Annotated in this window: 32 protein-coding genes and 1 pseudogene; 9 read left to right on the forward strand and 24 right to left on the reverse strand. The window is 67.2% G+C overall.

What is annotated here, in order from left to right:
- From GH660_RS02395 to hisB, 7 genes are read right to left on the reverse strand one after another with little or no spacing between them, the layout of a single operon-like run.
- A complete protein-coding gene (locus GH660_RS02395) occupies positions 1–351 on the reverse strand; it encodes a histidine triad nucleotide-binding protein (protein ID WP_153144970.1) in 351 nt (116 codons plus the stop codon).
- Positions 348–674: a phosphoribosyl-ATP diphosphatase gene (locus GH660_RS02400; RefSeq protein ID WP_153144971.1), complete on the reverse strand. Its 327-nt coding sequence runs from the start codon at positions 672–674 to the stop codon at positions 348–350. The genes GH660_RS02395 and GH660_RS02400 overlap by 4 nt, the downstream gene beginning before the upstream one ends.
- Complete coding sequence (gene hisI, locus GH660_RS02405) at positions 671–1,072, reverse strand: phosphoribosyl-AMP cyclohydrolase (RefSeq protein WP_153144972.1); 402 nt, start codon at positions 1,070–1,072, stop codon at positions 671–673. The genes GH660_RS02400 and hisI overlap by 4 nt, the downstream gene beginning before the upstream one ends.
- Positions 1,072–1,833: an imidazole glycerol phosphate synthase subunit HisF gene (hisF, locus tag GH660_RS02410; RefSeq protein ID WP_368666108.1), complete on the reverse strand. Its 762-nt coding sequence runs from the start codon at positions 1,831–1,833 to the stop codon at positions 1,072–1,074. The genes hisI and hisF overlap by 1 nt, the downstream gene beginning before the upstream one ends.
- Entirely contained in the window at positions 1,830–2,570 is a 741-nt protein-coding gene (gene hisA, locus GH660_RS02415; RefSeq protein ID WP_153144974.1) for a 1-(5-phosphoribosyl)-5-[(5-phosphoribosylamino)methylideneamino]imidazole-4-carboxamide isomerase, read from the reverse strand. The genes hisF and hisA overlap by 4 nt, the downstream gene beginning before the upstream one ends.
- A gap of 34 nt (positions 2,571–2,604) precedes the next feature.
- Positions 2,605–3,249: an imidazole glycerol phosphate synthase subunit HisH gene (hisH, locus tag GH660_RS02420; RefSeq protein WP_228276321.1), complete on the reverse strand. Its 645-nt coding sequence runs from the start codon at positions 3,247–3,249 to the stop codon at positions 2,605–2,607.
- Positions 3,246–3,833 (reverse strand): imidazoleglycerol-phosphate dehydratase HisB, encoded by a 588-nt coding sequence (gene hisB, locus GH660_RS02425; RefSeq protein WP_153145366.1) that lies wholly within the window; start codon positions 3,831–3,833, stop codon positions 3,246–3,248. The genes hisH and hisB overlap by 4 nt, the downstream gene beginning before the upstream one ends.
- 78 nt (positions 3,834–3,911) lie before the next feature.
- Between hisB and hisC the strand changes: the two genes are divergently transcribed.
- A complete protein-coding gene (gene hisC / locus GH660_RS02430) occupies positions 3,912–4,982 on the forward strand; it encodes a histidinol-phosphate transaminase (protein WP_153144975.1) in 1,071 nt (356 codons plus the stop codon).
- Positions 4,979–5,194: a hypothetical protein gene (locus GH660_RS02435; RefSeq protein ID WP_153144976.1), complete on the forward strand. Its 216-nt coding sequence runs from the start codon at positions 4,979–4,981 to the stop codon at positions 5,192–5,194. The genes hisC and GH660_RS02435 overlap by 4 nt, the downstream gene beginning before the upstream one ends.
- Positions 5,195–5,231: 37 nt before the next feature.
- Here GH660_RS02435 and GH660_RS02440 read toward each other — a convergent pair whose 3' ends face one another.
- From GH660_RS02440 to GH660_RS02465, 6 genes are all read right to left on the reverse strand, one after another.
- Positions 5,232–5,771, reverse strand: coding sequence for a chromate transporter (locus GH660_RS02440; RefSeq protein WP_228276322.1), 540 nt, complete (start codon positions 5,769–5,771; stop codon positions 5,232–5,234).
- A complete protein-coding gene (locus GH660_RS02445) occupies positions 5,750–6,259 on the reverse strand; it encodes a chromate transporter (protein WP_255478696.1) in 510 nt (169 codons plus the stop codon). The genes GH660_RS02440 and GH660_RS02445 overlap by 22 nt, the downstream gene beginning before the upstream one ends.
- 67 nt (positions 6,260–6,326) lie before the next feature.
- Positions 6,327–7,631 carry a histidinol dehydrogenase gene (gene hisD / locus GH660_RS02450; protein WP_194266208.1) on the reverse strand — a complete coding sequence of 435 codons (1,305 nt, stop codon included), beginning with the start codon at positions 7,629–7,631 and terminating at the stop codon, positions 6,327–6,329.
- Positions 7,628–8,278, reverse strand: a complete 651-nt coding sequence (gene hisG / locus GH660_RS02455) for an ATP phosphoribosyltransferase (RefSeq protein ID WP_153145369.1) — start codon at positions 8,276–8,278, stop codon at positions 7,628–7,630. The genes hisD and hisG overlap by 4 nt, the downstream gene beginning before the upstream one ends.
- Positions 8,279–8,324: 46 nt before the next feature.
- Positions 8,325–8,936, reverse strand: coding sequence for a DJ-1/PfpI family protein (locus tag GH660_RS02460; protein ID WP_153144978.1), 612 nt, complete (start codon positions 8,934–8,936; stop codon positions 8,325–8,327).
- Positions 8,933–9,607, reverse strand: a complete 675-nt coding sequence (locus tag GH660_RS02465) for a pyridoxamine 5'-phosphate oxidase family protein (RefSeq protein ID WP_153144979.1) — start codon at positions 9,605–9,607, stop codon at positions 8,933–8,935. Before GH660_RS02465 ends, GH660_RS02460 begins: the two co-directional genes overlap by 4 nt.
- Positions 9,608–9,692: 85 nt before the next feature.
- On the opposite strand from GH660_RS02465, the gene GH660_RS02470 reads away from it, so the two are divergent.
- The 3 genes from GH660_RS02470 to GH660_RS02480 all read left to right on the forward strand — a co-directional run bounded on the left by GH660_RS02470 (position 9,693) and on the right by GH660_RS02480 (position 12,596).
- The gene (locus GH660_RS02470; RefSeq protein ID WP_153144980.1) at positions 9,693–11,129 is read left to right on the forward strand and encodes a PLP-dependent aminotransferase family protein; all 1,437 of its coding nucleotides are present in this window, start codon (positions 9,693–9,695) and stop codon (positions 11,127–11,129) included.
- A 239-nt stretch (positions 11,130–11,368) separates the two neighbouring features.
- A complete protein-coding gene (locus GH660_RS02475) occupies positions 11,369–11,686 on the forward strand; it encodes a chorismate mutase (RefSeq protein WP_228276323.1) in 318 nt (105 codons plus the stop codon).
- A gap of 13 nt (positions 11,687–11,699) precedes the next feature.
- Positions 11,700–12,596, forward strand: coding sequence for a DMT family transporter (locus tag GH660_RS02480; RefSeq protein WP_153144981.1), 897 nt, complete (start codon positions 11,700–11,702; stop codon positions 12,594–12,596).
- Between the two features lie 93 nt (positions 12,597–12,689).
- Here GH660_RS02480 and GH660_RS02485 read toward each other — a convergent pair whose 3' ends face one another.
- The 11 genes and pseudogenes from GH660_RS02485 to GH660_RS02535 all read right to left on the reverse strand — a co-directional run bounded on the left by GH660_RS02485 (position 12,690) and on the right by GH660_RS02535 (position 19,780).
- On the reverse strand, positions 12,690–12,896 hold the full coding sequence (locus GH660_RS02485; RefSeq protein WP_153144982.1) for a cold-shock protein: 207 nt from the start codon (positions 12,894–12,896) through the stop codon (positions 12,690–12,692).
- A 203-nt stretch (positions 12,897–13,099) separates the two neighbouring features.
- On the reverse strand, positions 13,100–14,353 hold the full coding sequence (gene murA / locus GH660_RS02490; protein ID WP_153144983.1) for a UDP-N-acetylglucosamine 1-carboxyvinyltransferase: 1,254 nt from the start codon (positions 14,351–14,353) through the stop codon (positions 13,100–13,102).
- Complete coding sequence (locus tag GH660_RS02495; RefSeq protein ID WP_228276324.1) at positions 14,346–14,591, reverse strand: BolA family protein; 246 nt, start codon at positions 14,589–14,591, stop codon at positions 14,346–14,348. The genes murA and GH660_RS02495 overlap by 8 nt, the downstream gene beginning before the upstream one ends.
- A gap of 3 nt (positions 14,592–14,594) precedes the next feature.
- Positions 14,595–15,347, reverse strand: coding sequence for an ABC transporter permease (locus GH660_RS02500; RefSeq protein ID WP_153144984.1), 753 nt, complete (start codon positions 15,345–15,347; stop codon positions 14,595–14,597).
- Between the two features lie 53 nt (positions 15,348–15,400).
- Positions 15,401–16,063, reverse strand: a pseudogene (locus GH660_RS02505) (ABC transporter ATP-binding protein); the annotation flags it as partial.
- 9 nt (positions 16,064–16,072) lie between these two features.
- Complete coding sequence (locus GH660_RS02510) at positions 16,073–16,354, reverse strand: lipid asymmetry maintenance protein MlaB (RefSeq protein WP_153144986.1); 282 nt, start codon at positions 16,352–16,354, stop codon at positions 16,073–16,075.
- Positions 16,351–16,977, reverse strand: a complete 627-nt coding sequence (locus GH660_RS02515; RefSeq protein WP_153144987.1) for a phospholipid-binding protein MlaC — start codon at positions 16,975–16,977, stop codon at positions 16,351–16,353. The genes GH660_RS02510 and GH660_RS02515 overlap by 4 nt, the downstream gene beginning before the upstream one ends.
- A gap of 5 nt (positions 16,978–16,982) precedes the next feature.
- A complete protein-coding gene (locus GH660_RS02520) occupies positions 16,983–17,717 on the reverse strand; it encodes a VacJ family lipoprotein (protein WP_153144988.1) in 735 nt (244 codons plus the stop codon).
- Positions 17,714–18,184 carry an outer membrane lipid asymmetry maintenance protein MlaD gene (gene mlaD, locus GH660_RS02525; RefSeq protein WP_153144989.1) on the reverse strand — a complete coding sequence of 157 codons (471 nt, stop codon included), beginning with the start codon at positions 18,182–18,184 and terminating at the stop codon, positions 17,714–17,716. The genes GH660_RS02520 and mlaD overlap by 4 nt, the downstream gene beginning before the upstream one ends.
- The gene (gene mlaE, locus GH660_RS02530; RefSeq protein WP_153144990.1) at positions 18,181–18,975 is read right to left on the reverse strand and encodes a lipid asymmetry maintenance ABC transporter permease subunit MlaE; all 795 of its coding nucleotides are present in this window, start codon (positions 18,973–18,975) and stop codon (positions 18,181–18,183) included. Before mlaE ends, mlaD begins: the two co-directional genes overlap by 4 nt.
- On the reverse strand, positions 18,968–19,780 hold the full coding sequence (locus GH660_RS02535; RefSeq protein ID WP_228276325.1) for an ABC transporter ATP-binding protein: 813 nt from the start codon (positions 19,778–19,780) through the stop codon (positions 18,968–18,970). The genes mlaE and GH660_RS02535 overlap by 8 nt, the downstream gene beginning before the upstream one ends.
- Before the next feature lie 110 nt (positions 19,781–19,890).
- Between GH660_RS02535 and GH660_RS02540 the strand changes: the two genes are divergently transcribed.
- The 4 genes from GH660_RS02540 (at position 19,891) to GH660_RS02555 (ending at position 25,871) form a co-directional block, all read left to right on the forward strand.
- On the forward strand, positions 19,891–21,309 hold the full coding sequence (locus GH660_RS02540; protein ID WP_228276326.1) for a sigma-54 dependent transcriptional regulator: 1,419 nt from the start codon (positions 19,891–19,893) through the stop codon (positions 21,307–21,309).
- The gene (locus tag GH660_RS02545) at positions 21,306–22,631 is read left to right on the forward strand and encodes an ExeA family protein (protein ID WP_153144993.1); all 1,326 of its coding nucleotides are present in this window, start codon (positions 21,306–21,308) and stop codon (positions 22,629–22,631) included. Before GH660_RS02540 ends, GH660_RS02545 begins: the two co-directional genes overlap by 4 nt.
- A 102-nt stretch (positions 22,632–22,733) precedes the next feature.
- Positions 22,734–24,578, forward strand: coding sequence for a pilus (MSHA type) biogenesis protein MshL (gene mshL, locus GH660_RS02550; protein ID WP_153144994.1), 1,845 nt, complete (start codon positions 22,734–22,736; stop codon positions 24,576–24,578).
- A gap of 9 nt (positions 24,579–24,587) precedes the next feature.
- Positions 24,588–25,871 (forward strand): lipopolysaccharide assembly protein LapB, encoded by a 1,284-nt coding sequence (locus GH660_RS02555; RefSeq protein ID WP_153144995.1) that lies wholly within the window; start codon positions 24,588–24,590, stop codon positions 25,869–25,871.
- Positions 25,872–25,881 lie beyond the last annotated feature (10 nt).

Here is a 25,881-nt window from a genome sequence, read left to right on the forward strand (position 1 = left end):
CTAGATGCGTTTTAGCATGGGGCCGACCGGGTCCGGCCCGCCCACGATGTGGATGTGCAGGTGCGGCACTTCCTGGTTGCCGACCCGACCGGTGTTGATGATGACCCGGAAACCGTCCGGGCTGCCTTGAGCCACCGCAATTTCGTTGGCCCTGGCCAGCATCTTGCCGAGCACCGGCGTATCCTCCGCTGCCGTCGTCGCCAGCGAGGTGATGTGCTTTTTCGGAATCACCAGCACATGCACCGGGCGCGCCGGATTGATGTCGTTGAAGGCGAGGATGTCCTCGTCTTCATAGACCTTCTTCGCCGGAATCTTTCCCTCGACGATCTTGCAGAAGATGCAGTCGCTCACTTGGCGCTCCGGGCCTTCTTCTCGTCGATGCCGGAAATGCCCTCGCGGCGGCGCATTTCCTGCGAAACGTCCTCGATCGACAGGCCGTAGAAGGCGAGCAGCACCAGCACGTGGTAGATGACATCGGTCGATTCCCAGACGATGTTCAGGCGCTTGCCTTCCTTGCCGGCCATGATCAGCTCGGCGCACTCCTCGCCGATCTTCTTGAGGATCGAGTCGGGGCCGCTGGCGAACAACTGGGCGGTGTAGGAAGTTTCCGGGTCGGCATTGCGACGCGAGGCCAGCGTGTCGGACAGACGGTGCAGGATGTCGTGCGTGCTCATTTTGCGTAAATTTCCTTAGGGTCTTTCAAAACCGGATCAGCGGGAACCCAGCGTTCCCCCTGCAACTCGTTGAAAAAACAGCTCTCGCGGCCGGTATGACAGGCAATGCCGCCGACCTGTTCGATCGTCAGCAGCAGCACATCACCGTCGCAGTCGGTGCGGATCGCCTTCACTTTCTGGAAATGGCCCGATTCCTCACCCTTGCGCCACAGACGCCGACGCGAACGTGACCAGTATACCGCGTTGCCGCAGCGGACTGTTTCCTGCAGCGACTCGCGGTTCATGAAGGCGAACATCACGACACGCCCGTTCTGGTCCTGGGCGATGGCCGGAATCATGCCGTCGGCATCCCATTTCAGGGCCTCCAGCCACGGCAGCGCGTTGTCGAGATCGGCCATTACAGGCGGACTTCGATGCCGCGCGCCGCCATGTATTCCTTGGCCTGGCGCACGGTGTATTCGCCGAAATGGAAGATCGAGGCGGCCAGCACGGCATCGGCGCGGCCCTCGGTGACGCCGTCGGCAAGATGCTGCAGGTTGCCGACGCCGCCCGAGGCGATCACCGGGATGCGCACGGCGTCGGACACGGCGCGGGTCAGTGCGAGGTCGAAACCGTTCTTGGTGCCGTCGCGATCCATGCTGGTCAGCAGGATTTCCCCGGCGCCGAGCATTTCGACCCGCTTTGCCCAGTCGACCGCATCCAGGCCGGTGTCGTTGCGCCCGCCGTGGGTGAACACGTGCCACTTGCCGGGCGCCGTCTGCTTGGCGTCGATGGCGACGACGATGCACTGCGAACCGACCTTGCTCGAGGCGTTGAACACCAGATCCGGGTCATTCACCGCCGCCGTGTTCATCGACACCTTGTCGGCGCCAGCGTTGAGCAGGCGCCGGACGTCCTCGACCTTGCGCACGCCGCCGCCGACGGTCAGCGGGATGAAGACCTGCTCGGCGCAGGCCTCGACGATATGCAGGATGATGTCGCGCTGGTCGCTGGACGCCGTGATGTCGAGGAAGGTCACCTCGTCGGCGCCCTGCTCGTCGTAGCGGCGGGCGATCTCGATGGGGTCGCCGGCATCGCGCAGATCGACGAAGTTGGTGCCCTTGACGACGCGGCCGGCGGTGACGTCGAGGCAGGGAATGATGCGCTTGGCCAGCATCAGAGGTTGCCGGCGTCGGCGGCTTCCTGCGCTGACTTGAAATCGAGCGAACCGTCGTAGATGGCACGGCCGGCGATGGTGCCGACGACACCTTCGCGTTCGACGGCGCACAACGCCCTGATGTCGTCGAGGCTGGACAGGCCGCCGGAGGCGATGACCGGAATGGTCAGGGCCTGCGCCAGACGCACGGTCGCCTCGATATTCAGCCCGGACAGCATGCCGTCGCGGCCGATATCGGTATAGATGATCGACTCGACGCCATAATCCTCATATTTCTTGCCGAGGTCGACGACGTCGTGGCCGGTCAGCTTGGACCAGCCGTCGGTCGCCACCTTGCCATCCTTGGCGTCGAGCCCGACGATGATGTGGCCGGGAAAGGCGGTGCAGGCGTCGTGCAGGAAGCCGGGGTTCTTGACGGCGGCGGTGCCGATGATGACGTAGGTCAGGCCGTCGTCGAGGCAACGCTCGATGGTGTCGAGATCGCGGATGCCGCCGCCGAGCTGGACCGGAATGTCATCGCCGACTTCGCGCAGGATCGACTTGATCGCCGATTCGTTCTTCGGCTTGCCGGCGAAGGCGCCGTTGAGGTCGACCAGATGCAGGCGCCGCGCCCCCTGGGCCAGCCAGTGGCTGGCCATGGCGGCCGGGCTGTCGGAAAAGACGGTGGCCTGTTCCATCAGGCCCTGCTTCAAACGGACGCACTGGCCGTCCTTGAGATCGATGGCGGGAATAATCAGCATGGGGGTCGGATGCGAAGTAACGGCCGAAAGCGTCTCAGGGACGCCACGCGACGAAGTTTTTCAAAAGCTGCAGGCCGTCCTGGGCGCTTTTCTCGGGGTGGAATTGAACGGCGAAGATATTATCCCGCCCCACCGCGCAGGTAAAGGGGACGCTGTACTCGGTGGTGCCGGTCACCACCGACGGATCGGCCGGCTGCACGCAGTAGCTGTGCACGAAGTAGAAGCGCGCCCCGTCGGCGATTCCCGACCACAGCGCGTGCGGCTTTTGCTGCAGGCGGTTCCAGCCCATGTGCGGCACCTTGAGGCGCTGGCCGTTGCGGTCGACCATCTTTTCATCGGGAAAACGTCGGACCTCGCCGGCGAACACGCCGAGGCCGGCGACATCGCCTTCCTCACTGTGCTCGAACAGCATCTGCAGGCCGATGCAGATGCCGAGGAACGGCTTCTCGCGCGCCGCCGCCAATACCGCCGGGCGCAGGCCGCGGGCGTCGAGTTCGCGCATGCAGTCGGGCATCGCCCCCTGGCCGGGAAAGACGACGCGCTCGGCGCCGGCCACCACGGCCGGGTCGGCGGTGACGACCACGTCCCGGCCGCCGGCGACATGCTCCAGCGCCTTCGACACCGAACGCAGGTTGCCCATCCCGTAGTCGATGACGGCAACGGTTTTGCCAGCGCTCACAGCGACCCCTTGGTCGACGGCATGGCGCCGGCCATACGCGGATCGGGCGTCGCCGCCATGCGCAGGGCGCGGCCGAAGGCCTTGAAGACGGTTTCCGCCTGATGGTGGGCATTGACGCCGCGCAGGTTGTCGATGTGCAGGGTCATCCCGGCGTGGTTGACCAGGCCCTGGAAGAATTCGTGGACCAGGTCGACGTCGAACTGGCCGATCATCGCCCGCGTGAAGGGCACGTTGAACTCCAGCCCGGGCCGGCCCGACAGGTCGATGACGACGCGCGACAGCGCCTCGTCGAGCGGCACGTAGCTGTGGCCGTAGCGGGTCAGCCCATTCTTGTCGCCCCAGGCCCTGGCCAGCGCCTGGCCGACGGTGATGCCGATGTCCTCGACGGTATGGTGCGCGTCGATGTGCAGGTCGCCCGTCGCCTGGACATCGAGGTCGATCAGGCCGTGGCGTGCGATCTGGTCGAGCATGTGGTCGAGGAAAGGCACGCCGGTGGCGAACTTGCCCTGGCCGGTGCCGTCGAGATCGAGACGGACGGTGATCTGCGTCTCCAGCGTGTTGCGAGTGATTTCGGCTTGCCGCATGGTAAAGGCTGCGAAGGCTTGTGAACGGGGGGTCATGATACCATTTCGGCCCCTGTTTCAGCTTTCCGCGCAAACCCCATGAGTCGCTTCTGGAGCCAGGTCGTCCGCGACCTCACCCCCTACGTGCCGGGCGAACAGCCCAAGATCGCCAACCTGATCAAGCTCAACACCAACGAGAACCCCTACCCGCCCTCGCCCCGGGTGCTGGCGGCGATCCGGGGCGAACTCGGCGACGACGCGGCGCGCCTGCGCCTCTACCCCGACCCCAATGCCGATCTGCTGAAAGCGGCCGTCGCCCGGCGGCACGGCGTCACGGCACAGCAGGTCTTCGTCGGCAACGGCTCGGACGAGGTGCTGGCGCACGCCTTCCAGGCGCTGTTGAAGCACGACGCGCCGATCCTCTTCCCGGACATCACCTACAGCTTCTATCCGGTCTATTGCGGACTCTACGGCGTCGCCTACCGCACCGTGCCGCTCACCGCCGATTTCAGCATCGACCCGGCCGACTACTGCGGCCAAGCGAACGGCGGCATCATTTTCCCCAACCCGAACGCGCCGACCGGCCGCCTGCTGGCGCTCGACGCCATCGAGCGAATCCTCGCGGCCAATCCGGATTCGGTCGTCGTCGTCGACGAAGCCTACGTCGATTTCGGCGGCGACACCGCCATCGGCCTGGTCGCTCGCTACGACAACCTGCTGGTCATCCACACGCTGTCCAAGTCGCGCGCGCTGGCCGGCCTGCGCGTCGGCTTCGCGGTCGGCCACCCGGCCCTGATCGAGGCGCTGGAGCGGGTCAAGAACAGCTTCAACTCCTATCCGCTCGACCGCCTGGCCATCGTCGGCGCCGTCGCCGCGCTGGAGGACGAGGCGCATTTCGCCGACTGCTGCGCCCGGGTCGTCGCCAGCCGCGAACGCCTGGTCGGCGAACTGGCCGGACTCGGCTTCGACGTGCTGCCGTCGGCCGCCAACTTCATCTTCGCCCGCCACCCGCAGCGCGATGCGGCGGAACTCGCCGGCGCGCTGCGCGATCGAAACATTATCGTCCGCCACTTCAAGCTGCCACGCATCGACCAGCATCTGCGCATCACCGTCGGCACCGACGACGAATGCCGCGCACTGAGCGACGCGTTGCGCGAAATACTCGCATGAACGCACCGGAAATCATCTGGAAACGCCCGGACGGCAGCGTCGTCGCCTGCACCGAGAAGATCAAGGTGCTGCGCGAGAATCTCGAGGAACTGCGCCAGATGGCGCAGGACGCCTTCGAGGATGCGCTGCTGATGGAATGCGAGGAACACCAGATCCGCGCCGTCTTTCAGGAAGTCATCGCCGGCCTGGAAAACCCCTACGCCGGGCGCTGACCGGCGCTTGCGGTCGACGCCCGGAAACGGTCAAAAATCAGACGAGGCCGAGCAGGCCGAGCACCGCGCCGACGGCGATGAACCACAGCGGATGCAGTTTCGTCCGCAGGTTGGCGACGACGGTCGCCGCCAGCAGCAGCCAGGCCGCCCAACCGAGGCTCGCCGAGGTCGCGATCAGCGTCGCGCCGGAAAACACCAGCCCGACCGCCAGCGGCGCCACGCCGAGGCTGACCGCCTGTTGCCAGCGCTTGCCGGAAAAGCTTTCCCAGCGGTCGATCAGCAGGTAGATCAGGATGCTCATCGGCAGGCACATCGCCAGCGTCGCCGCCAGCGCGCCGGCCAGCCCGGCGACCTCCCAGCCGATCAGGGTGACGACCAGCACGTTCGGCCCGGGCGCGGCCTGGGCGATGGCATAGAGATGGGTGAAAGTGGTGTCGTCGAGCCAGTGGTGATTGTCGACGACGACGCGGTGCATCTCCGGCAGCAGCGCAGTGGCGCCGCCGAAGGCGACGAAGGAGAGCAGCGCGAATTCGAGGAAGAGTTCGCCGGCGACGCTCATTTCCGGCCCAGCTGCCACCAGGCGACGCCGCCGGACAGCAACAGCCCGGCGACCATGACGATCGGCAGCGGCCAGCGCAGCCAGGCGATGGCGGCGACGGTCAGCGCGGTAAACGGCAGGAAGACGGCCTTGCCCTTGAGCGCCGACCCCATGCGCCAGGCCATCGCGAACAGCAGGCCGCAGCCGACGGCGGCGATGCCGCGCAGCATGGACTGGGCGATCGGCAGGCTGCCGTAGCGGTCGTAGAGGAGCGCCAGCAGCAGCACGATGGCGAGCGGCCCGGCGAGCAGCCCGACCGGCGCGATGATGGCGCCGGCGACGCCGCGGTAACGCTTGCCGACGACGACCGCCAGGTTGATGACATTGGGGCCGGGCAGGAACTGGCAGAGGCCGAGCTGGGTGTTGAACTCGTCCGCCGTCATCCACTTGCGCTGCTCGACCAGCATGCGCCGGGCGAATGGCAGGACGCCGCCGAAGCCGGAGAGGCCGACCGCGGAAAAGCCCAAAAAAAGCGCCCGGAGGTCCGGGCGGCTTTGGCATTCGGGGGTTGCTGCGGTCGACACCGTTTTTCGCTCAATTTTCCAGACGGAACTCGGCCGACCGGGCATGCGCCGGCAGGCCTTCGCCGTGCGCCAGCGTCGACGCGATGCGACCCAGGGTCTGCGCGCCGGCCGGCGAGACCTTGATCAGGCTGGTGCGCTTCTGGAAGTCGTAGACGCCGAGCGGCGACGAGAAGCGCGCCGAGCCCGAGGTCGGCAGCACGTGGTTGGGACCGGCACAGTAGTCGCCGAGCGACTCCGAGGTGTAGTGACCGATGAAGATGGCGCCGGCGTGGTGGATCTTCGCCACCCACGGATCCGGGTTGTCGAGCGCCAGCTCAAGGTGCTCGGGCGCGACGCGATTGGCGATAGCCACCGCCTCGTCCATGTCGCGCACCAGGATGAAGGCGCCGCGGTTGGTCAGCGAGGTTTCGATGACTTCACGGCGCGGCATGGTCGGCAACAGCTTCGCTATGCTCGCCTGCACGCGCTCGATGAAGGCGGCGTCGGTGCAGATCAGGATCGACTGCGCCAGCTCGTCATGCTCGGCCTGCGAGAACAGGTCCATCGCCACCCAGTCCGGGTTGCCGGTGCCGTCCGAGACGACGAGGATTTCGGAAGGGCCGGCGACCATGTCGATGCCGACGATGCCGAAGACACGGCGCTTGGCCGTCGCGACGTAGGCGTTGCCGGGGCCGACGATCTTGTCCACCTGCGGCACCGTCTGCGTGCCATAGGCCAGGGCGCCGACGGCCTGGGCACCGCCGATGGTGAACACGCGGTCGACGCCGGCCAGGCAGGCCGCCGCCAGCACCAGCTGGTTGCGCTCGCCGTCCGGTGTCGGGACGACCATGATCAGTTCCTTGACGCCGGCGACTTTGGCCGGAATCGCGTTCATCAGCACCGACGACGGGTAGGCCGCCTTGCCGCCCGGCACGTAGAGGCCGACGCGGTCGAGCGGGGTGATCATCTGGCCGAGCAGGGTGCCGTCGCCTTCGGTGTAGGACCAGCCTTCCATCCGCTGCCGCTCGTGGTAGGCGCGGATGCGGCCGGCGGCGGCTTCGAGCGCGGCGCGGCGGTCGGCCGGCAGGCCGGCGAGCGCCTTCTGCAGTTCGTCCCTACGCAGTTCGAGGTCGATCATGGCCTTGGCGGTCAGGCGATCAAACTTGTTGGTGTATTCGATCACCGCCGCGTCGCCGCGCGCCTTCACGTCGGCCAGGATGGCGGCGACGGTGCGCTCGATGTTCTCGTCGGCTGCCGCCTCGAAGGCGAGCAGGGTTTTCAGTTTCGACAGGAAATCGGCGTCGACCGTAGACAGACGCTGAATTGCAATGCTCATGACGATTTCTCCACCGCCCCGGCAAAGGCGTCGATGATCGGTTGCAGGGTTTCGCGCTTGACCTTCAGCGAGGCCTGGTTGACCACGAGGCGCGAGGAAATGTCCATGATGTGCTCGCAGGCAACCAGCTTGTTGGCCTTCAGCGTGCCACCGGTCGACACCAGGTCGACGATGGCGTCGGCCAGCCCGGCCAGCGGCGCCAGCTCCATCGAGCCGTAGAGCTTGATCAGATCGACATGGACACCCTTGCTGGCGAAATGTTCGCGCGCCGTCTTGATGTACTTGGACGCCACCTTGAGGCGGGCGCCCTGGCGGACGGCGCTGGCGTAGTCGAAGCCCTCGGGGACGGCGACCATCATCCGGCACTTGGCGATCTTCAGGTCGAGCGGCGCGTAGAGGCCCTCGCCGCCATGCTCGATCAGCACGTCCTTGCCGGCGACGCCGATGTCGGCGGCGCCATACTGCACGTAGGTCGGCACATCGGTGGCGCGGACGATGACGACGCGCACGTTCGGCTGGTTGGTCTCGATGATCAGCTTGCGCGAGGTTTCCGGGTTCTCGGCCGGCACGATGCCGGCGGCGGCCAGCAGCGGCAGGGTTTCGTCGAAGATGCGGCCCTTGGAAAGGGCGATGGTGATGGTCGTCACGAGGCGTTTGGCCAAAATAGCGAAAACGCCATTTTAGCAGACCGCGTCACGACCTCGCCGGCTCGCCCCAGCGGTATTCCATCTGGCGCGCTGTCGCCTCGGCCAGATCGCGCCCGGCCAGCCGTTCGACGAGATGCAGGCTCATGTCGATGCCGGCCGAAATGCCGCCCGACGTCACGATGCGACCTTCGTCCACCCAGCTGACGTCGGCGACTGCCGTCACCGCCGGGAAGCGCCGGCGCAGGTCGGCCATATCCTCCCGGTGCGTCGTCGCCCGCCGGCTGTCGAGCAGCCCGGCCGCCGCCAGCAGGAAGGCGCCGGTACATACCGAGGCGGTGATCCGCGCCGTCGCGGCCGTCGCCGCAATCCAGCCGGACAGCGCCGGTTGCAGGAGTTCGGCATCGACCACGCCGCCCGGCACGATCAGCACGTCGATGGGCGCCGACTGCGCCAGCAGTGAATCCGGCTGCACCAGCAGGCCGGCCCGGGCACGAAGCGGCCGCAATTCGCGGGCGACGGTGCTGACGACGAAAGGTGCCGCCGCCTGCGGCTCGCCGCGCCGCGCCACCCGGCTGGCGGTGGTAAAGACCTCGTACGGCCCCGCGAAATCGAGCACCTCGACGTCGTCGAACAGGTAGATGGCCACGTGCAGGCTCATGCCGTCCTCCTGGCCAGAAACGCCGGCGGCTGCGGCGCCGGGTACGGGCCGCAGTCGGGTTGCGGCAGCAGTGGCCCGGCCTGCAGGGTCAGCGGCATGACGCCCGCCCACGCCGGCCAGGCGAGGTCGTCCGGATTGTCCTCGACGCCGCCGCTGCGCACCTTGGCGGCCGCCTCGGCCAGCGGTAGCCGCAACAGGCAGGTGCCGGCGAGTTCCGCCGGGCTCGGCGCCCGCACCAGCAGGCTGCGCCCGGGCGAGACATGGTCGACCAGCGCCGCGCAGGCGGCGCGGGCGGTGTCGGCATCGTCGACGGCGGCGAACTGCCCGTAGATGACCACCGAGCGAAAATTCATCGAATGGCGGAAGGCCGAGCGCGCCAGCACCAGGCCGTCGACCAGTGCGACGCTGACCGCGCACTCGCCGGCCAGCAGCGCCGCGCACAGGCGGCCGTTGCGGGCGCCATGAATGTACAGGTGATCGGCGACGCGCCAGCAGACGGTCGGCAGGCTGTGCACGCTGCCGCCCTCATGGAAGGCGACGTGGCAGACCAGCGCCGCGTCGAGGATGGCGTGGATCGTCGCCGCGTCGTAACGGCCGCGTTGCGGCTTGCGGCGGAGCGTGGCGCGCGCGCTGGGGGGCATGGTGGGCACGGCGGAAGGTCGATGGCTCATGGGGTCTCCGGTAGCAGGTGACGCCATCCTAACCGGATTATGGCACCATGCATGGAACCATAACCACAACAATCAATAGGTCCACATGCACCAGCTGTCGTTCCCGCTCGCACTGTCATTCGCACCCGGCGGGGAATCACGCCAGGCCGCGCTGGTCCGCCAGCTCAAGGCGGCGATCCTGACCGGCCAGCTGGCGCCGGGCGACCGCCTGCCGGCCAGCCGTGCGCTGGCGGCGGCGCTGGGCATCGCCCGCAACACCGTGCTGCTGGCCTACCAGCGCCTGCAAGCGGAAGGCTTCATCGCCGGCGACCGGCGCGGCACCCGGGTCGCCGCACTGCCGCTGGCGGACGCGCGCCGGCCGGCCCCGGCACCAGTCGCCGGCATGCTGGCCAGCCGGGCCGGCCAGTTGCCGCGGCGCAGCGGCGACGCGCTGCTGCCCTTCGCGCCGGGCGTGCCGGACCTCAACGCCTTTCCCTGGCCGGCCTGGCGCCGCCAGCTGCAGCACGCCTGGGGCGAGGTCAGCGCCCGCCAGCTGGTGCACGCGCCGGCGGGCGGCGAGCCGGCGCTGCGCGCGGCGATCGCCCGCTTCCTGCGGCTGCGGCGCGGTGTCGACTGTTCCCCGGAGCAGGTCTTCGTCGTCGCCGGCGGCGCGCTCGCCCTCGACGCCTGCGCCCGCCTGCTGGCCGACCCCGGCGCCACCGCGTGGCTGGAAAACCCGGGCTACCCCGCCGCCCGCAGCGCCTTCATCGCCGCCGGGCTCAAGGTCGTAGCGGTCCCCGTCGACCGCGACGGCATGGCCGCCGACGCCGAGCGCTGGCAAGTGCAGCCGCCGCGCCTGATCTTCCTGACCCCGGCCCACCAGTATCCCCTCGGCGCGGTGCTGTCGCTGGAACGTCGGCTCGATCTGCTGCAACGCGCCGCCCCCGGCCAGTGCTGGATCATCGAGGACGACTACGACAGCGAATTCGACCATGCCCGTCCCGGCCAGCGCCCCCTGCCGGCCCTGCAGGGGCTGGTGGCCGACGCGCCGGTAATCTACATCGGCACCTTCAGCAAGCTGCTCTACCCCGGTCTGCGGGTCGCCTACATGGTCGTGCCGCGCTGGGCGGTCCGCCATTTCGGCGAGGCGCTCGAGGCCCTCTACCGAGCCGGCCAGGCCGTGGAGCAGCGCGCCCTCGCCCGCTTCTTCGACAGCGGCCGGCTGCTGCGCCACCTGCGCGCTATGGGGCCGGTCTATCGCCGCCGGCAGGATGCCTTGCGCGCCGAACTGGAACGGCGTTTCGACGCATCGGCCATTCTCGGCGGACAGGCCGGGCTGCACCTGTGCCTCCGGCTGCCGGCCGAACTGCCCGACAAGGCGGTGGTGGAGCGCGCGGCGGCGCACGGTGTCGTCGCCCGCGCCCTGAGCGACTATGCCATCGACGCGGGCGACGGCGCGCACAACGGCCTGCTGCTCGGCTACGGCATGGCCGACGAGGCGCATATTCCGGCCCTCTTCCACCAACTGGCGGCGGCATTCTGAAATCCGGCAAAAATTTTCCGTTGACCGCAACCGGCCCAGGCCGACATACTCACTCGCCATGACCACGTCACATTCCTTCCGCCCGCTGTCCAGCTCGTTCCGCCGCGTCCTGCGCGCGTGGTGGAACGCGCCATTGCTGCGGCCGGGAACCGATTAGTCGACCGAACTCCCGATTTTCCCGAAAGGCCGCGGACAAGAACCCGCGGCCTTTTTGTTTTCCACCCCCGAAAGGAGCAACGATGAACGCCATGATTCCCTGTGCCTCGCTGGACGAGGTCCGCACCCATATCGACCGTCTGGATCGCGAACTGGTCCGCCTGATCGCTGAACGCGGCGCCTGCGTGCACCAGGCCGCCGGCTTCAAGCGCTCGGCCGCCGAGGTGCCGGCCCCGCAACGCGTCGCGCAAGTGCTGGCGCGGGTCGATGCCCTGGCAGTCGAACTGGGCGCCGACCGCCGCGTCGTCGCCGCCACCTGGCAGGCGATGATCGCCGCCTTCATCGCCGCCGAGCAGGCCGCCCACGCCGCCCTGCATCCCCCCGCGCCACCTTCACCCTGATCCGGAGTCCCGCATGTCCGTGCCCGCCGCCTACCTCGGTATCGTCCTCATCTGGTCCACCACGCCGCTCGCCATCCAGTGGAGCGCCCAGGACGCCGGTTTTTCCTTTGCCGTCCTCGCCCGCATGGCCATCGGCTTCGCCGTCGCCGGCCTGCTCGTCGCCGCCTGGCGCATCGGCCTGCCGCTGCACGCCCGCGCCCGCCGCGCCTACCTGCTGGGCGGGCTCAGCCTGTTCGGCGCCATGGCGCTGACCTACTGGGGCGCCCGCTTCATACACTCCGGCCTGGTTTCGGTTCTGTTCGGCCTGGCCCCCCTGATGACCAGCGCGCTGGCCCGCCTGTTGCGCATGGAAGGGCCCTTGCGCGCCCACCAGTGGGCCGGCATCCTGCTCGGCATCGCCGGCCTCGGCATCATTTTCCTGCACGGCCGCGCCTTCGCCAGCCCGCATGGGCTCGCCGGCCTGGCGGCAGTATTGATGGCCGTGCTCGTCTATTCCGGCGGGCTGGTCGGCCTCAAGCGCATCGGCGACGACAGTCCGCCGCTGGCCACGACGGTCGGCACACTGGGCGTTTCACTGCCGCTATTCGGCGCGCTGTGGTGGGTGGCGGACGGCAGCCAGCCGGCGCTGCCGGGGCTGCGTTCGGGCGCCGCCATCGTCTATCTGGGGGTGTTCGGCTCGGTCATCGGCTTCGCGATGTACTACTACGTGATCAAGCACCTCTCGGCATCGCGCATCGCGCTGATCACGCTGATCACCCCGGTGATCGCCCTGCTGCTCGGCAATGCGCTGAACGGCGAGGCGGTCGGCCTGCGCCTGGCGGCGGGCACCGCATCCATTCTCGGCGGCCTGCTGCTGCACCAGGGACCGTTGCTGCTCCGCAGCCTGCGCGCCGCCGGGCGGGATGCCTAGGGGCAGCTCATGCCGTGTGCAACCCGCGGCGCGGATTGCGTAAACGCAAAAAAGCCCGGCATGCCGGGCTTTTCGTTCAGGTGCGGCGACGACTCAGTCGATCTTGCAGATGTTCGCAGCCTGCTTGCCCTTCGGGCCGGTGACGACGTCGAAGGACACCTTCTGGTTCTCGGCCAGGGTCTTGAACCCGTTGCCCTGAATCGCGGAGAAGTGCGCGAAGAGATCTTCGCCGCCTTCCGACGGGGAGATGAAACCAAAACCCTTGGAGTCGTTGAACCACTTGACGGTACCAGTTGCCATTTATAGCTTCCTTGGAAAAAATTGAAAAAATTACGAGAGCCAAGACCGAGGAGCTGACAAACCGATTACGGTGCAGGAACAACACACTGCCTGGAAATCCCGAGTCACGGAGTATGGGCCACGACTCCGATAATGAAAAGTGTTTTTTGGTCATTTTTGCCCGTTTGCTGCGGTCGACCGCAGCAAACGGGCAAATTTTCGGGCTAATGCACGCGCTTTACGCGAGCGCCCAGGCGTGCGAGCTTTTCCTCGATCCGCTCGTAGCCACGATCGAGGTGGTAGATGCGGTCGATCAGCGTTTCGCCCTGGGCGACCAGGCCGGCGATGACCAGCGAGGCGGAGGCGCGCAGGTCGGTCGCCATCACCGTGGCGCCTTCGAGGCGGTCGACACCGCGCACGATGGCGTTGTTGCCTTCGATCTGGATGTTGGCCCCGAGACGCATCAGCTCGTTCACGTGCATGAAGCGGTTCTCGAAGATGGTTTCGCGGATGGTCGCGACGCCGTCGGCGATGCAGTTGATGGCCATGAACTGCGCCTGCATGTCGGTCGGGAAGGCCGGATACGGCGCCGTGCGCAGGCTGACCGCCTTGAGGCGTTGCGGCGCCGCGAGGCGGATGGCATCGCGCTCGACGGTGATCTCGCAACCGGCGTCCATCAGCTTGTCGACCACCGTGTCGAGATAGGCGGCGGATGTCTTCAGCAGGCGGATGTCGCCGCCGGTCGCCGCCGCCGCGCACAGGTAGGTGCCGGTCTCGATGCGGTCGGGCATGATCGCGTGCGTCGCGCCGTGCAGCTTGTCGACGCCCTGGATGCGGATGACGTCGGTGCCGGCGCCGGAGATGCGGGCGCCCATCGACACCAGGCAGTTGGCCAGGTCGACCACCTCGGGCTCGCGCGCGGCGTTCTCGATGATCGTCTCGCCCTCGGCCAGGCAGGCCGCCATCATCAGGTTCTCGGTGCCGGTCACGGTGACCATGTCGGTACAGATGCGCGCCCCCTTGAGGCGGCTGGCCGTGGCATGGACGTAGCCCTGCTCAACCCGGATCTCGGCGCCCATCGCCTGCAGGCCCTTGATGTGCTGGTCGACCGGCCGGGCGCCGATGGCGCAGCCGCCGGGGAGCGACACCCGCGCCTCGCCGCAGCGCGCGACCAGCGGCCCGAGGACGAGGATCGAGGCGCGCATGGTCTTGACCATCTCGTAGGAGGCGACCGGATTGTTCAGGCCGCTGCCGTTCAGCACCAGGCCGTCAACGCCGTCCATCGTCACGCCGACGCCCATGTCGCCGAGCAGACGCAGCATCGTCGAGATGTCGTTGAGATGCGGCACGTTGGTCAGATGCAGCGGCTCGGCGCTCAGCAGCGCGGCGCAGAGAATCGGCAGCGCCGCGTTCTTGGCGCCGGAGATGGCGACTTCGCCGGACAGGGGCTGGCCGCCCTGAATCAACAATTTATCCACGCTGGGCGCTCCATTCTTCCGGGGTCAGGGTCTTGAAGGAAAGGGCATGCAGTTCGCCGGTCGCCAGCTTTTCCTTGAGCGTCTGATAGACGCGCTGCTGGCGCTGCACGCGGTTCTTGCCGGCGAATTCGGCGCTGACGACGAGCGCCTCGAAATGCTGGCCGTCGCCGTCGAGGGCCAGGTGTTCGCAGGTCATGCCGGCGAGGATGAGTTGCTTGATCTGTTCGGGATGCATCATGGTTCAGGCTCTCAGTTTCCAGCCCCGCCGCAGCAGGTTGAGCGTCAGCAGGGAGACGGCGGCGAAGCAGGCGACGACCACCGCCAGGCTGGCTTCGGGCGCCACGTCGGAGACGCCGAAGAAGCCGTAGCGGAAGCCGTCGATCATGTAAAAGACGGGATTGTAATGCGACACGCCCTGCCAGAATGCCGGCAGCGAATGAATCGAGTAGAAGACGCCGGACAGCATGGTCAGCGGCATGATCAGGAAATTCTGGAAGGCGGCCAGCTGGTCGAACTTCTCGGACCAGAGGCCGGCAATCATGCCGAGCGCGCCGAGGATCGCCGCTCCCAGCACGGCGAAGGCCAGCACCCACAGCGGCGCCGCCATGCGCAGCTCGGCGAACCACAGCGTCGCCACCAGCACGCCGAGGCCGACCATCAGCCCGCGCGCCACCGAGGCCAGCACGTAGGCGGCGAAGAAGGCGCCGTAGGGAATCGGCGGCAGCAGCACGAAGACGATGGAGCCGGTGATCTTGGCCTGAATCAGGCTCGACGACGAGTTGGCGAAGGCGTTCTGCAGCACCTGCATCATGACCAGGCCGGGAATCAGAAAGCTGGTGTAGCGCACGCCATGCACCTGCACATGCTCGTCGAGCACATGGCCGAAGATCAGCAGGTAGAGCAGCGCCGTCAGCACCGGCGCGCCGACGGTCTGGAAGGCGACCTTCCAGAAACGCAGCAATTCCTTGTAGAAGAGTGTCCAGAAGCCGATCACTGGTTCATCGTCCGGACGAAAACATCTTCCAGCGACCCGCCGGGGTGGGCAGCCATCAGGTTGGCCGTGGTGTCGAGGGCGATGATGCGCCCCTGCTTCATCAGCGCGATGCGCCCGCACAGCGCCTCGGCCTCTTCCAGGTAGTGCGTGGTCAGGATGATGGTGTGGCCTTCGCCGTTCAGGCGCCGCACGAACTGCCACAAGCCCTGGCGCAGTTCGACGTCGACCCCGGCCGTCGGCTCGTCGAGAACGATCACCGGCGGTTTGTGCACCAGTGCCTGGGCGACCAGCACGCGGCGCTTCATGCCGCCCGACAGGCGGCGCATATTGACGTCGGCCTTGCCCGCCAGGTCGAGGTTTTCGAGAATCTCGTCGATCCAGTCGTCGTTGTGGCGCAGGCCGAAATAGCCCGACTGGATGCGCAGCGTCTCGCGCACCGAAAAGAAGGGATCGAAGACCAGTTCCTGCGGCACGACGCCGAGCAGGCTGCGCGCCTTCCGGTAATCCCTGACGACGTCGTTGCCGAGCACCGAGAGGTGGCCGGAATCGGCGCGCACGAGGCCGGCGAGCGTCGAGATCAGCGTCGTCTTGCCGGCCCCGTTCGGCCCCAGCAGGCCGAAAAACTCGCCTTCGGCGATGTCGAGCGAAACCCCGACCAGCGCCTGCAGCGCGCCGAAATGCTTGACGACGTCAACGATGGAAACCGCGGAAACCATGGTGCGCCCTCAGGCGAGGGGCAAAAGCTCGGCGACGCCGTACAGTTCGGCCAGAGAACGCACGCCCGCCGGAATATGGGCAAATTTGACGGTCGACCGCGACTGGCCCGCCACGCGCAACCAGCCGAGCATGACGGCGATGGCCGAGGAATCGGCATCGCCGACCCGCGCCAGATCGAAAACCTGCTCGCCCGGCTGCAAGGCCGAACGGCCAGCTTCGAGCAGGCCACGGGCGTTGGCCATGACCATCGGCACCGTGACCATGAGGCGTTGTGCCTCGCGCTCGATCATTTGCCGTCAGCCTTGGCCAGGTTGCCTTCGAGGGATTTGTTCTTGTCCGTGATCGCCTTGATCAGGCCCTCGATGCCGCCGTTGCGCACCTCCTGCCCGAACTGCTCGCGATAATTGGTCACCAGGCTGATGCCGGCCACGTTGACGTCGTACACCTTCCAGCCGGCATCCAGCTTTTCCAGGCTGTAGTCGAGCTGCACCGGCTTGTTGCCGGGCTGCTGCACCTCGGTGCGCACCAGCACGTCGGTGTCGCCGGCGTTCATCCTGAACGGCTTGTAGACGATCTTCTGGTTCTTGTAACTGGTCAGCGCGTTGGAATAGGTGCGCACCAGCAGGGTCTTGAATTCGGCCGTCAGTTGCTGCTGCTGTTGCGGCGACGCCTTGCGCCAGTCCTTGCCGACCGCCAGCGCCGTCATGTGCTGGAAGTTGAAATGCGGGATCACCTTGGCATCGACCAGTTCGATCGCCTTCTTGGCGTCGCCGTTCTGGATGCTCTTGTCCTTGCGGACGATTTCCAGCACCTCGTCGGTGACTTGCCTGACCAGCACGTCCGGCGCCTCCTGGGCCAGCGCGAGCGTGGCGAACAAGGTGGCGAAGACAAGCAAAAACAGTTTCTTCATCATGGCTCTCAATCCAGTACATCCTCCAGCCGCGGCGGGCTGCCATCAAAAATCTGGTTGCGCCGGCGCTGCAGGTAGGCATCGCGCACATAGGCGTATTTGTCGATCGCCGCTTCCTCGACCACCTTGTCGGACGGCAGCAGGCTGGCGCGGACATCCACGTAGCGCAGCGCGACGAGGCTGTTGCGTTCGGCGACCGACTTGTTGAGCGTATACCAGGTCGGATCGGTATAGACGTCGACGATCAGGCCGCCGGTGTCGCGCACCGTGCGCGGCCCCACTACCGGCCAGAACACGAAGCTGCTGTCTTCCCAGCCCCAGACGCCCAGGGTCTGCCCGAAGTCTTCGTCGTGCTTGTCGAGGCCGAGCTCGCTGGCGACGTCGAAGAGACCGAAGATGCCGATGGTCGAATTGATCAGCAGGCGGCCGAGATCGCTGCCGGCGTCGCCCAGCTTGCCCTGCAGGGCATTGTTCAGGGCGTTGCGGACATCGGCGATGTTGCCGAAGAAGTCACCAACCCCTGCACGCGCCGGCAACGGCATGACGAAATCGTAGGCCTGGGCGACCGGCTTGATGACGACCTTGTCGAGCCCCTCGTTGACCGCGAACATGGCGCGGTTGAAGCCTTCGAGCGGATCGTGCACCGTCTCGTCGGCCTGCGCCGGCGCTCCCAGCACCAGCATGCCGGCAGCCAGCCAGGCGATCCCGGCACGCCGTTTCCCTGTCGTCAGTTTGCCCTTCATTTCGTATCCTGTCCTTCCGCTGCCTTGTTGAAGAGGAACTGGCTGATCAACTTCTCCAGCACCACGGCCGACTGCGTCTTGGTCACGGTATCGCCCGCCTTGAGCATCCTTTCATCGCCGCCGACGTCAAAGCCGATGAACTGCTCGCCGAGCAGGCCCGAGGTGTAGATCGCGGCGAAGGTATCCTTCGGGAAACGGAAACGGCCATCGATATCCATGGTCACCACCGCTTCATAGGTATCGCTATCGAACTTGATATCGACGATCCGCCCGACGACGACCCCCGCGCTCTTCACCGGACCGCGCACCTTCAGCCCCCCGATGTTATCAAAGCGGGCCTGCAGCACGTAGGTTTCCGACAGGTGCGCCGACGAAAGGTTGCCGACTTTCAGCGCCAAAAACAACATTGCGGCTATGCCGATGGCAACGAAGATGCCGACCCAGAGGTCAATTACGGTACGGTTCATGAAGTTCCCCGGAACATGAACGAAGTCAGAACGAAATCCAGCGCCAGGATGGTCAGCGCGGAGGTCACCACGGTGCGTGTAATCGCCCGCGAGACGCCCTCGGCGGTCGGCACAGAATCGTAGCCTTCGAAAACGGCGATCAGCGAAACCGCGATGCCAAAGACAAAACTCTTGATGACGCCATTCCAGACGTCGTAGCGGAAATCAACGCCGGCCTGCATCTGCGACCAGAAGGCACCGTCGTCAACACCGATGAAGACGACGCCGATCAGCCAGCCGCCGAGCACGCCCATCGCCGAAAACAGGGCCGCCAGCAGCGGCATCGAGATGACGCCGCCCCAGAAGCGCGGCGCGACCACGCGGGCGATCGGGTTGACCGCCATCATGTCCATCGCCTTCAGCTGCTCGGTCGCCTTCATCAGGCCGATCTCGGCGGTCACTGACGAGCCGGCGCGCGAGGCGAAGAGCAGGGCCGCCACCACCGGCCCCAGCTCGCGAGTCAGCGACAGGGCGACGAGAACGCCCAGCGCCTCGGTCGACCCGTAGCGCTGCAGGGTTTCATAGCCCTGCAGGCCAAGCACCAGGCCGACGAACAGCCCGGAGACGATGATGATCAGCAGCGACAGCACGCCGCTGAAATAGATTTCACGCAGCGTCAGCGGCAGGCGGCGGAACGACGCTCCCGAATAGCGCAGCACGGCGACCATGAAGCGCGTCGCGAAACCCAGGCGCCAGATGCGGTCGACGACCATGTGGCCGAGTTTTCTGACGGGTGCCAGCAGATCAGCCACGCGGCCTCCCGGACAAAAACTCCTGCGCGACCGAAGGCGCCGGATAGTCAAAATGCACCGGCCCCTCCACCTCGGCATGGACGAACTGGTGGACGAAGGGATCGGTGGAAGCGCGAATTTCGTCGGGCGTTCCCTCGGCGACGATGCGCCCCTGCGAAATGAAATAGATGTAGTCGACGATCAACAGCGACTCGTGCACATCGTGCGTGACCATGATCGACGTCGCCCCCAGCGCGTCGTTGAGCTTGCGGATCAGCTGCCCGATGACGCTCAGCGCGATCGGATCGAGTCCGGTGAACGGCTCGTCGTACATCATCAGCATCGGATCGAGCGCCACCGCGCGCGCCAGCGCCACGCGGCGCGCCATGCCGCCGGACAGCTCGCCGGGCATCAGCGAATGCGCGCCGCGCAGGCCCACCGCTTCCAGCTTCATCAACACCAGGTCGCGGATCATCGCATCCGACAGGTCGGTATGCTCGCGCAGGGGAAAGGCGACATTCTCGAAGACCGACATGTCGGTGAACAGCGCGCCGAACTGGAACAGCATGCCCATCTTGCGCCGCAGGCCGTAGAGTTCAGCCCGCGACATCTCGCACACGCGGTGCTTCCCGAAGCGCACCATGCCGCCGGTCGGCCGCAACTGGCCGCCGATGCAGCGCAACAACGTCGTCTTGCCGCAGCCGGACCCGCCCATGATGGCCACCACTTTGCCGCGGGGAATCTTCATGTTGATTCCCTGCAGCACAGGCCGGCCGTCATAGTTGAAATGCAGATCCTGGATGTCGACCAGAATGTCGTCGGACAAAACGTTTTCCTCGCAAAAGACCTGCGATTTTAACAGAAGTGCCGGATATCGCCCCGGCATGGCGTGGTTATAATTGTGTGAAATATTCCACGCAACGCCGCGCCGCACCCTTGCCGAACAAGCCCCTGCTTCTCATCGTCGACGACGACCCGCTGATCAGCGACGCCCTGAGCTACGCCTTCGCAGCCGAATTCGACGTCGTCACCAGCCATGCCCGCCCGCATTGCCTGGCCCTGCTCCGCCAGTTGCGCCAGGCGCCGCAGGCGGCGCTCGTCGATCTCGGCCTGCCGCCGCAGCCGCACCGGCCGGACGAGGGCTTCGCCCTGATCGGCGAACTGCTCGCCCACGCGCCGGAGATGAAGATCATCGTCCTCTCCGGCCAGAACGGCGACGACAACGCCCGCCACGCCCGCACGCTGGGCGCCGTCGAGTTCGTCGGCAAGCCCTGCGATCCCGGCCGCCTGCTGACCCTGCTGCGCCAGGCGCTGGCCTTCTCGGATGACGAGACGGCCGCCGCCGGCCCGGCCGGGCTGATCGGTGAGAGCCTGCCGATGCAGCGCCTGCGCCTGCAACTCGCGCAATACGCCAACCTCAGCTTCCCGGTGCTGATCGAGGGCGAATCGGGCAGCGGCAAGGACATCGTCGCCAGCCGCTGCCTGCACCAGCAGACCGAGCGCCACGACCGGCCGTTCCTGGCGCTCAACTGCGCGGCGATCTCGCCCAGCCTGCTCGAGCCGACGCTCTTCGGCCACGCCCGTGGCGCCTTCACCGGCGCCACGACCGCCCGTGCCGGCTATTTCGAGGAGGCCGGCGAAGGCACGCTGTTCCTCGACGAAATCGGCGAACTGCCATCCGATCTCCAGCCCAAGCTGCTGCGCGTACTGGAGAACGGCGAATACCAGCGCGTCGGCGAAACCCAGACGCGAACCTCGAAGGCGCGCATCGTCGCCGCCACCAACCGCGACCTGCGCCAGGAGATCAAGGCCGGGCGCTTCCGCGCCGACCTCTATCACCGGCTGTCAGTCTTTACCGTCAGCGTTCCGCCGCTGCGCGACATGGGCCGCGACCGGCTCCTGCTGCTCGACCACTTCCGCAAGCTCTACGCCGCCCAGGCGCAGTGCCAGCCGTTCGCGCTTGCCCCCGAGGCCGAGGTCCAGTGGCTGGACTACCTCTTCCCCGGCAACGTGCGCGAGCTGCGCAACATCGTCATCCGCCTGACGGCACGCTATCCGGGGCAGGCCGTGACGCGGGAGCAACTGCTGGCGGAATTCGACACTTCCGAGGAAGTTGACCGCAGCAACCATGTCGACAGCGCCGACATCGCCGACGATCAGCGCCTGCAGGCCGCCCTGAAGCACCTGCAGACGAGCCCCCGCATCGACCTCGATGCGACGCTGGCGAACTGGGAACGCAGCTACATCGAGGCGGCGCTCGAACTGTGCGGCGGCAACGTCAGCCAGGCTGCCCGCCGCCTCGGCATCAACCGCACCACGCTCTACAACCGCATGGAAAGCTGGCACCGCTCATGAGCCTCTATCTCGAGCACTTCGGCCTGCGCGAACCGCCCTTCCGCATCACGCCGCATACCGATTTCTTCTTCACCGGCGCCAACCGCGGCCCGACGCTCGAGGCGCTGATCTACGCCATCACCCAGGACGAGGGCATCGTCAAGGTTACCGGTGAGGTCGGCAGCGGCAAGACCATGCTCTGCCGGATGCTGCTCGAACGCCTGCCGGCCGACGTCGAATCGCTCTACCTGGCCAACCCGTCGCTGTCGCGCAGCGAAATCCTCGGCGCCATCGCCGACGAACTGGGCATCCCGGCCGACTGCAAGACCACGCACTCGATGATCCGCACGCTGCAGGACGCCCTCGTCGAACGCTACGCCGCCGGCAAGCGGGTGGTCATCATGATCGACGAGGCGCACGCCATGCCGGCCGAGTCGCTGGAGGAAATCCGGCTGCTCTCCAACCTCGAATCGAAGGCGACCAAGCTGCTGCAGATCGCCCTCTTCGCCCAGCCCGAACTCGACGAGCGGCTCGCCGCCAATGACATGCGCCAGTTGCGCGAACGCATCACCCAGCATTTCAACCTGGCGCCGCTCAAGGCCGGCGAGGTCGGCAACTACATCGATTTCCGCCTGCGCGCCGCCGGCTACCGCGGCCCCAACCCGTTCTCGGCGCGCGCCATCGAGATGATCGCCAGGATCTCCGAGGGGCTCTCGCGGCGCATCAACATCCTCGCCGACAAGGCCCTGCTCGCCGCCTACTCCGGCGGTTCGCACCAGGTCGACGCAGCCGAGGTGAAGATCGCCGAGCAGGATGCGCGCTTCGCCCCGATCCAGCAGAAGGCCGCTTCCGCCGTCACTCCCCTGCTCAAGCTGGCGCTCGCCGTGCTGGCGACGCTGGCCGTCGGCGCCCTCGCCTTCGCCCTGTGGCCGCGCCTGGCCGCCACCGCGACCCCGCCGCCAGCCCCCGCCGCCAGCGCCCCGAGCCCGCCGGCCGCCGACGCCGCGCCCCGCGGCGACCTGCTGCCGCTCACCGCCCAGCACGCCGCCCAGTTCGACGCCTGGCTGCCGACGGCGGCAGGCGAGAACTACTTCATCCAGCTGACCTCGCGCAATGAAGCCCACGCCGCCGACATCGAAACCTTCTTGGCGCGCGCCGGCAAGACCGTCGACCCGGCAGGCCTGCGCGTCTACCGCAGCGGGCCGCCGGAAAACGTCCAGATCGGCGTCATCTTCGGCGACTATCCGTCGCGCGCGGCGGCCTGGACGGCGATCCGTACCCTGCCCGAGGCGCTGCGCCGGATGCGTCCCTACCCGCGCCCGGTGAGCGCGCTCCTCTCATGACAACGGCACCGACCATGCGGTCGCCACATAGGACAAGCGCTTGTGCTAGCATGCCCGCAGCCAGACAAATTGCGTCAACCCGATGAACGAAGGCATTTTCGGATGAAATACGGTCTCTCCAGTGCAACCCTGCTGTCGCTGCTGCTTGCCGCCTGCCAGGCACCGACGCCGCAGCAGCCGCTCGCCGGGCATCTCAGCACCGAGACCACCCTACCGCAGGCGCGCGGGGAAATCCCGGCACCGGTGCAGCAGACCCTGGCCCTGCCCAAGCCGCGCGCGACGCCCAAGGCCGAGACCTACAGCGTCGTGGTCAACAACGTCCATGTCGGCGACCTCCTGTTCGCGCTGGCCCGCGACGCCAAGGTCAATGTCGACATCCATCCCGGCATCACCGGCACCGTTTCCCTGAACGCCATCAACCAGACCCTGCCGCAACTGCTGACGCGCATCGCCAAGCAGGTCGACATGCGCTTCGAGCTGGACGGCCCGAACCTCGTCGTCATGCCGGATTCGCCCTTCCTCAAGCATTACAAGGTCGATTACGTGAATATGGCGCGCAACGTGACCGAAACCATCTCGACCAGCACCCAGATCAACACCAATCCCGGCGGCAGCGGCAGCAGTACCGGCGGCAGCGGTGGCGGGGGCGGCACCGGCTCGGTGGGCGGCGGCGCCGGCAACGTGTCGAATACCCGGATCGAGAACAAGTCCAACAACCAGTTCTGGGAGTCGCTGGAAAGGAACATCAAGGACATCCTGCGCGAAACCGACAAGATTCTGCCGGAAGGTTCGAGCGAAACCATCGTCGAGCAGGCCAATACCCAGTCCGCCTCCGGCGCCGCGGCACTGCCGCCGGGCACCGGCCCGCGGGCCGCGCAGGCGATTGCCAACGCCCTGCAGACCAACGCGCTGGGGTCGTCCAGCCAGGCCACCGGCAACTCGGTCGTCCGTCGCAACACCTTCCGCGAAGCCGCGTCGGTCATCATCAACCCGGAAAGCGGCGTCGTCACCGTACGCGCCACGGCGCGCCAGCATGAAAAGATCCAGGAGTTCATTGACCGCGTGATCGCGTCGTCGCGGCGCCAGGTGCTGATCGAGGCCACCATCGTCGAAGTCCAGCTCGGCGACGGCTACCAGCAGGGTATCCAGTGGGACCGCCTGCGCAAGGACGGCTCGACGAAGTTCTCGATCTCGCCGGCTTCCGTCAACACCAATGTCGGCACCGCCGTCTCGCCCTTCACCATCTCCTTCAGCCAACTGGGCAACGCCTTCGACATCGCCGGCGTGGTCGACCTGCTGCAGAGCTACGGCACCGCCAAGGTGCTCTCCAGCCCGCGCCTGTCGGTGATGAACAACCAGACCGCCCTGTTGAAGGTGGTCGAGAACTTCGTCTACTTCAACGTCAAGGCGGATACCACCTCGACGGCCAACGTCGGCACCACGGTGGCTGTCACCACGACGCCGCAATCGGTTTCGGTCGGCCTCGTCATGACGGTGACGGCGCAGGTCAGCGATGGCGAGGCGGTGATCCTCAATGTCCGGCCGACGATCTCGAGCATCTCCGAGCTCAAGGAAGATCCCAACCCGAGCATTCCAGCCGGCGTCAAGAACTACGTGCCGCAGATCCGCACCCGGGAAATCGAATCGGTCATGCGCGTCAACAGCGGCGAAGTCGCCGTTCTCGGCGGCCTCATGGAAGACGGCGTGAACTGGAAGACCGGCCGCGTTCCGCTGGTCGGCCAGTTGCCGCTGATCGGCGAACTGTTCACCACCCGCAACAACGCGGCGAACAAGTCGGAGCTGGTGATTTTCCTGCGCCCGGTGATCATCAAGGACGCCAGCCTGAATGGCGATTACGCGAGCTTCCGTTCGCAGCTCCCCGGCGAGAACTTCTTCGCCCAGCCGCCGGAAGCGCAACCGTTCAACGTCACGCCTTCCAGCCGTTGAGAGGCCACGATGAGCCTGTTGATGGATGCCCTGAAACGGGCCGAAACAAGCAAGCGGGAAGCGGCGAGGGCAGCCGCCGGACATGAGGTGCCGACGCAGCCGGCGACGGGAACACTGAGCCTGGAGCCGCTCGCGCCGGGCGGCGGCGACACCAGGCCGCTGCCCGATCTCGCCGCGCATATCGACGCGCTCGATGCCGACCTGGCGGCCGCCGCACCGCCCCCGGCGCCGCCGCGGACCACCCCGCCGCCTTCACCCCCGCCGCAACCGGGTTTCTCGATTCCGCCGGCGGCGGCCCCGCAACCGGCTGCCGAGGCGATCAATCAGGCAGCCGCACGCAACGCCTTCGCGGCCAAACGCCAGGACACCCCCCCGTCGCGACGCCCGATGTGGATCGCGCTCGGCACCCTCGGCGTGGTGCTGGCCGGGATCGGCGCCTACGTCTGGTACCAGATGCAGGCGATGAGCGGCAGTTCGCTGGCCCCGACGGCGCGCAGTGCGGCGCCGCTCGCCCAGCGCCCGTCGCCGCCCCCCGCACCGCCTGCGCTGCCGCTGGCACCACCAGTCGCGCCGGCCAATTTGCCCCCCTTGGAGCCGTTGACCGCAGCAGCCCCGCCGGAGGCACCCCGCTCCGCCCGCATGCCGCGACCGGAGACGGCGCGCAGCCCGGGGGCGGACGAGGCCCCGGGGAGTCGGGCGCCGATCCGCTTCGCACGCACGCGCCCCGAGCCGGACACCAACGTACAGGCCGGCTACGCCAGGCTGCAGGGCAATCAACTCGACGCGGCGCGCCACGACTACGAGCAGGCGCTGCGCAACGATCCCAACAATGTCGACGCCCTTCTGGCGCTGGCCGCCATCGCCCAGCGCCAGGGACGCGCCGGCGATGCCGACCGTTACCGCCAGCGGGCGCTGGAAGCCGATCCGAGCAACCCGGCGGCCCAGGCGGCAGCTCTCGGCAACGGCGCCAGCGGCGATCCGCAGGGGAGCGAAAGCCGGCTCAAGACCCTGCTCGCCGCGCAACCGGAATCGGGGCCGCTGAATTTTGCGTTGGGCAACCTCTACGCGCGCCAGGGCCGCTGGCCGGAGGCCCAGCAGGTCTATTTCAACGCCGTCGCCGCCGACGCCGACAATCCGGACTACCTGTTCAACCTGGCGGTCAGCCTCGACCATCTGCGCCAGCCGAAGCTGGCGGCCCAGCACTACCGCCTGGCGCTGGAAGCCGCCGAGCGGCGTCCCGCCGCCTTCGACCGCGAACGTGCCCGGCTCCGCCTGGGCGAACTGCAGCCGTGACCGGCAGCCG

Origin of the sequence: Dechloromonas sp. H13 (assembly GCF_009469615.1) — a bacterium.
Lineage (GTDB): Bacteria > Pseudomonadota > Gammaproteobacteria > Burkholderiales > Rhodocyclaceae > Azonexus.

What these genes read in the sequence shown, in the direction of transcription:
- GH660_RS02400 (WP_153144971.1), bottom strand. Translation starts at nt 674, where the DNA reads ATGAGCACGCACGACATCCTGCACCGTCTGTCCGACACGCTGGCCTCG.
- hisI (WP_153144972.1), bottom strand. Translation starts at nt 1,072, where the DNA reads ATGGCCGATCTCGACAACGCGCTGCCGTGGCTGGAGGCCCTGAAATGG.
- hisA (WP_153144974.1), bottom strand. Translation starts at nt 2,570, where the DNA reads ATGCTGATTATTCCCGCCATCGATCTCAAGGACGGCCAGTGCGTCCGT.
- hisB (WP_153145366.1), bottom strand. Translation starts at nt 3,833, where the DNA reads ATGCGGCAAGCCGAAATCACTCGCAACACGCTGGAGACGCAGATCACC.
- hisC (WP_153144975.1), top strand. Translation starts at nt 3,912, where the DNA reads ATGAGTCGCTTCTGGAGCCAGGTCGTCCGCGACCTCACCCCCTACGTG.
- GH660_RS02435 (WP_153144976.1), top strand. Translation starts at nt 4,979, where the DNA reads ATGAACGCACCGGAAATCATCTGGAAACGCCCGGACGGCAGCGTCGTC.
- hisD (WP_194266208.1), bottom strand. Translation starts at nt 7,631, where the DNA reads ATGAGCATTGCAATTCAGCGTCTGTCTACGGTCGACGCCGATTTCCTG.
- GH660_RS02460 (WP_153144978.1), bottom strand. Translation starts at nt 8,936, where the DNA reads ATGAGCCTGCACGTGGCCATCTACCTGTTCGACGACGTCGAGGTGCTC.
- GH660_RS02465 (WP_153144979.1), bottom strand. Translation starts at nt 9,607, where the DNA reads ATGAGCCATCGACCTTCCGCCGTGCCCACCATGCCCCCCAGCGCGCGC.
- GH660_RS02470 (WP_153144980.1), top strand. Translation starts at nt 9,693, where the DNA reads ATGCACCAGCTGTCGTTCCCGCTCGCACTGTCATTCGCACCCGGCGGG.
- GH660_RS02475 (WP_228276323.1), top strand. Translation starts at nt 11,369, where the DNA reads ATGAACGCCATGATTCCCTGTGCCTCGCTGGACGAGGTCCGCACCCAT.
- GH660_RS02480 (WP_153144981.1), top strand. Translation starts at nt 11,700, where the DNA reads ATGTCCGTGCCCGCCGCCTACCTCGGTATCGTCCTCATCTGGTCCACC.
- GH660_RS02485 (WP_153144982.1), bottom strand. Translation starts at nt 12,896, where the DNA reads ATGGCAACTGGTACCGTCAAGTGGTTCAACGACTCCAAGGGTTTTGGT.
- GH660_RS02495 (WP_228276324.1), bottom strand. Translation starts at nt 14,591, where the DNA reads ATGATGCATCCCGAACAGATCAAGCAACTCATCCTCGCCGGCATGACC.
- GH660_RS02510 (WP_153144986.1), bottom strand. Translation starts at nt 16,354, where the DNA reads ATGATCGAGCGCGAGGCACAACGCCTCATGGTCACGGTGCCGATGGTC.
- GH660_RS02515 (WP_153144987.1), bottom strand. Translation starts at nt 16,977, where the DNA reads ATGATGAAGAAACTGTTTTTGCTTGTCTTCGCCACCTTGTTCGCCACG.
- GH660_RS02520 (WP_153144988.1), bottom strand. Translation starts at nt 17,717, where the DNA reads ATGAAGGGCAAACTGACGACAGGGAAACGGCGTGCCGGGATCGCCTGG.
- mlaD (WP_153144989.1), bottom strand. Translation starts at nt 18,184, where the DNA reads ATGAACCGTACCGTAATTGACCTCTGGGTCGGCATCTTCGTTGCCATC.
- GH660_RS02545 (WP_153144993.1), top strand. Translation starts at nt 21,306, where the DNA reads ATGAGCCTCTATCTCGAGCACTTCGGCCTGCGCGAACCGCCCTTCCGC.
- mshL (WP_153144994.1), top strand. Translation starts at nt 22,734, where the DNA reads ATGAAATACGGTCTCTCCAGTGCAACCCTGCTGTCGCTGCTGCTTGCC.
- GH660_RS02555 (WP_153144995.1), top strand. Translation starts at nt 24,588, where the DNA reads ATGAGCCTGTTGATGGATGCCCTGAAACGGGCCGAAACAAGCAAGCGG.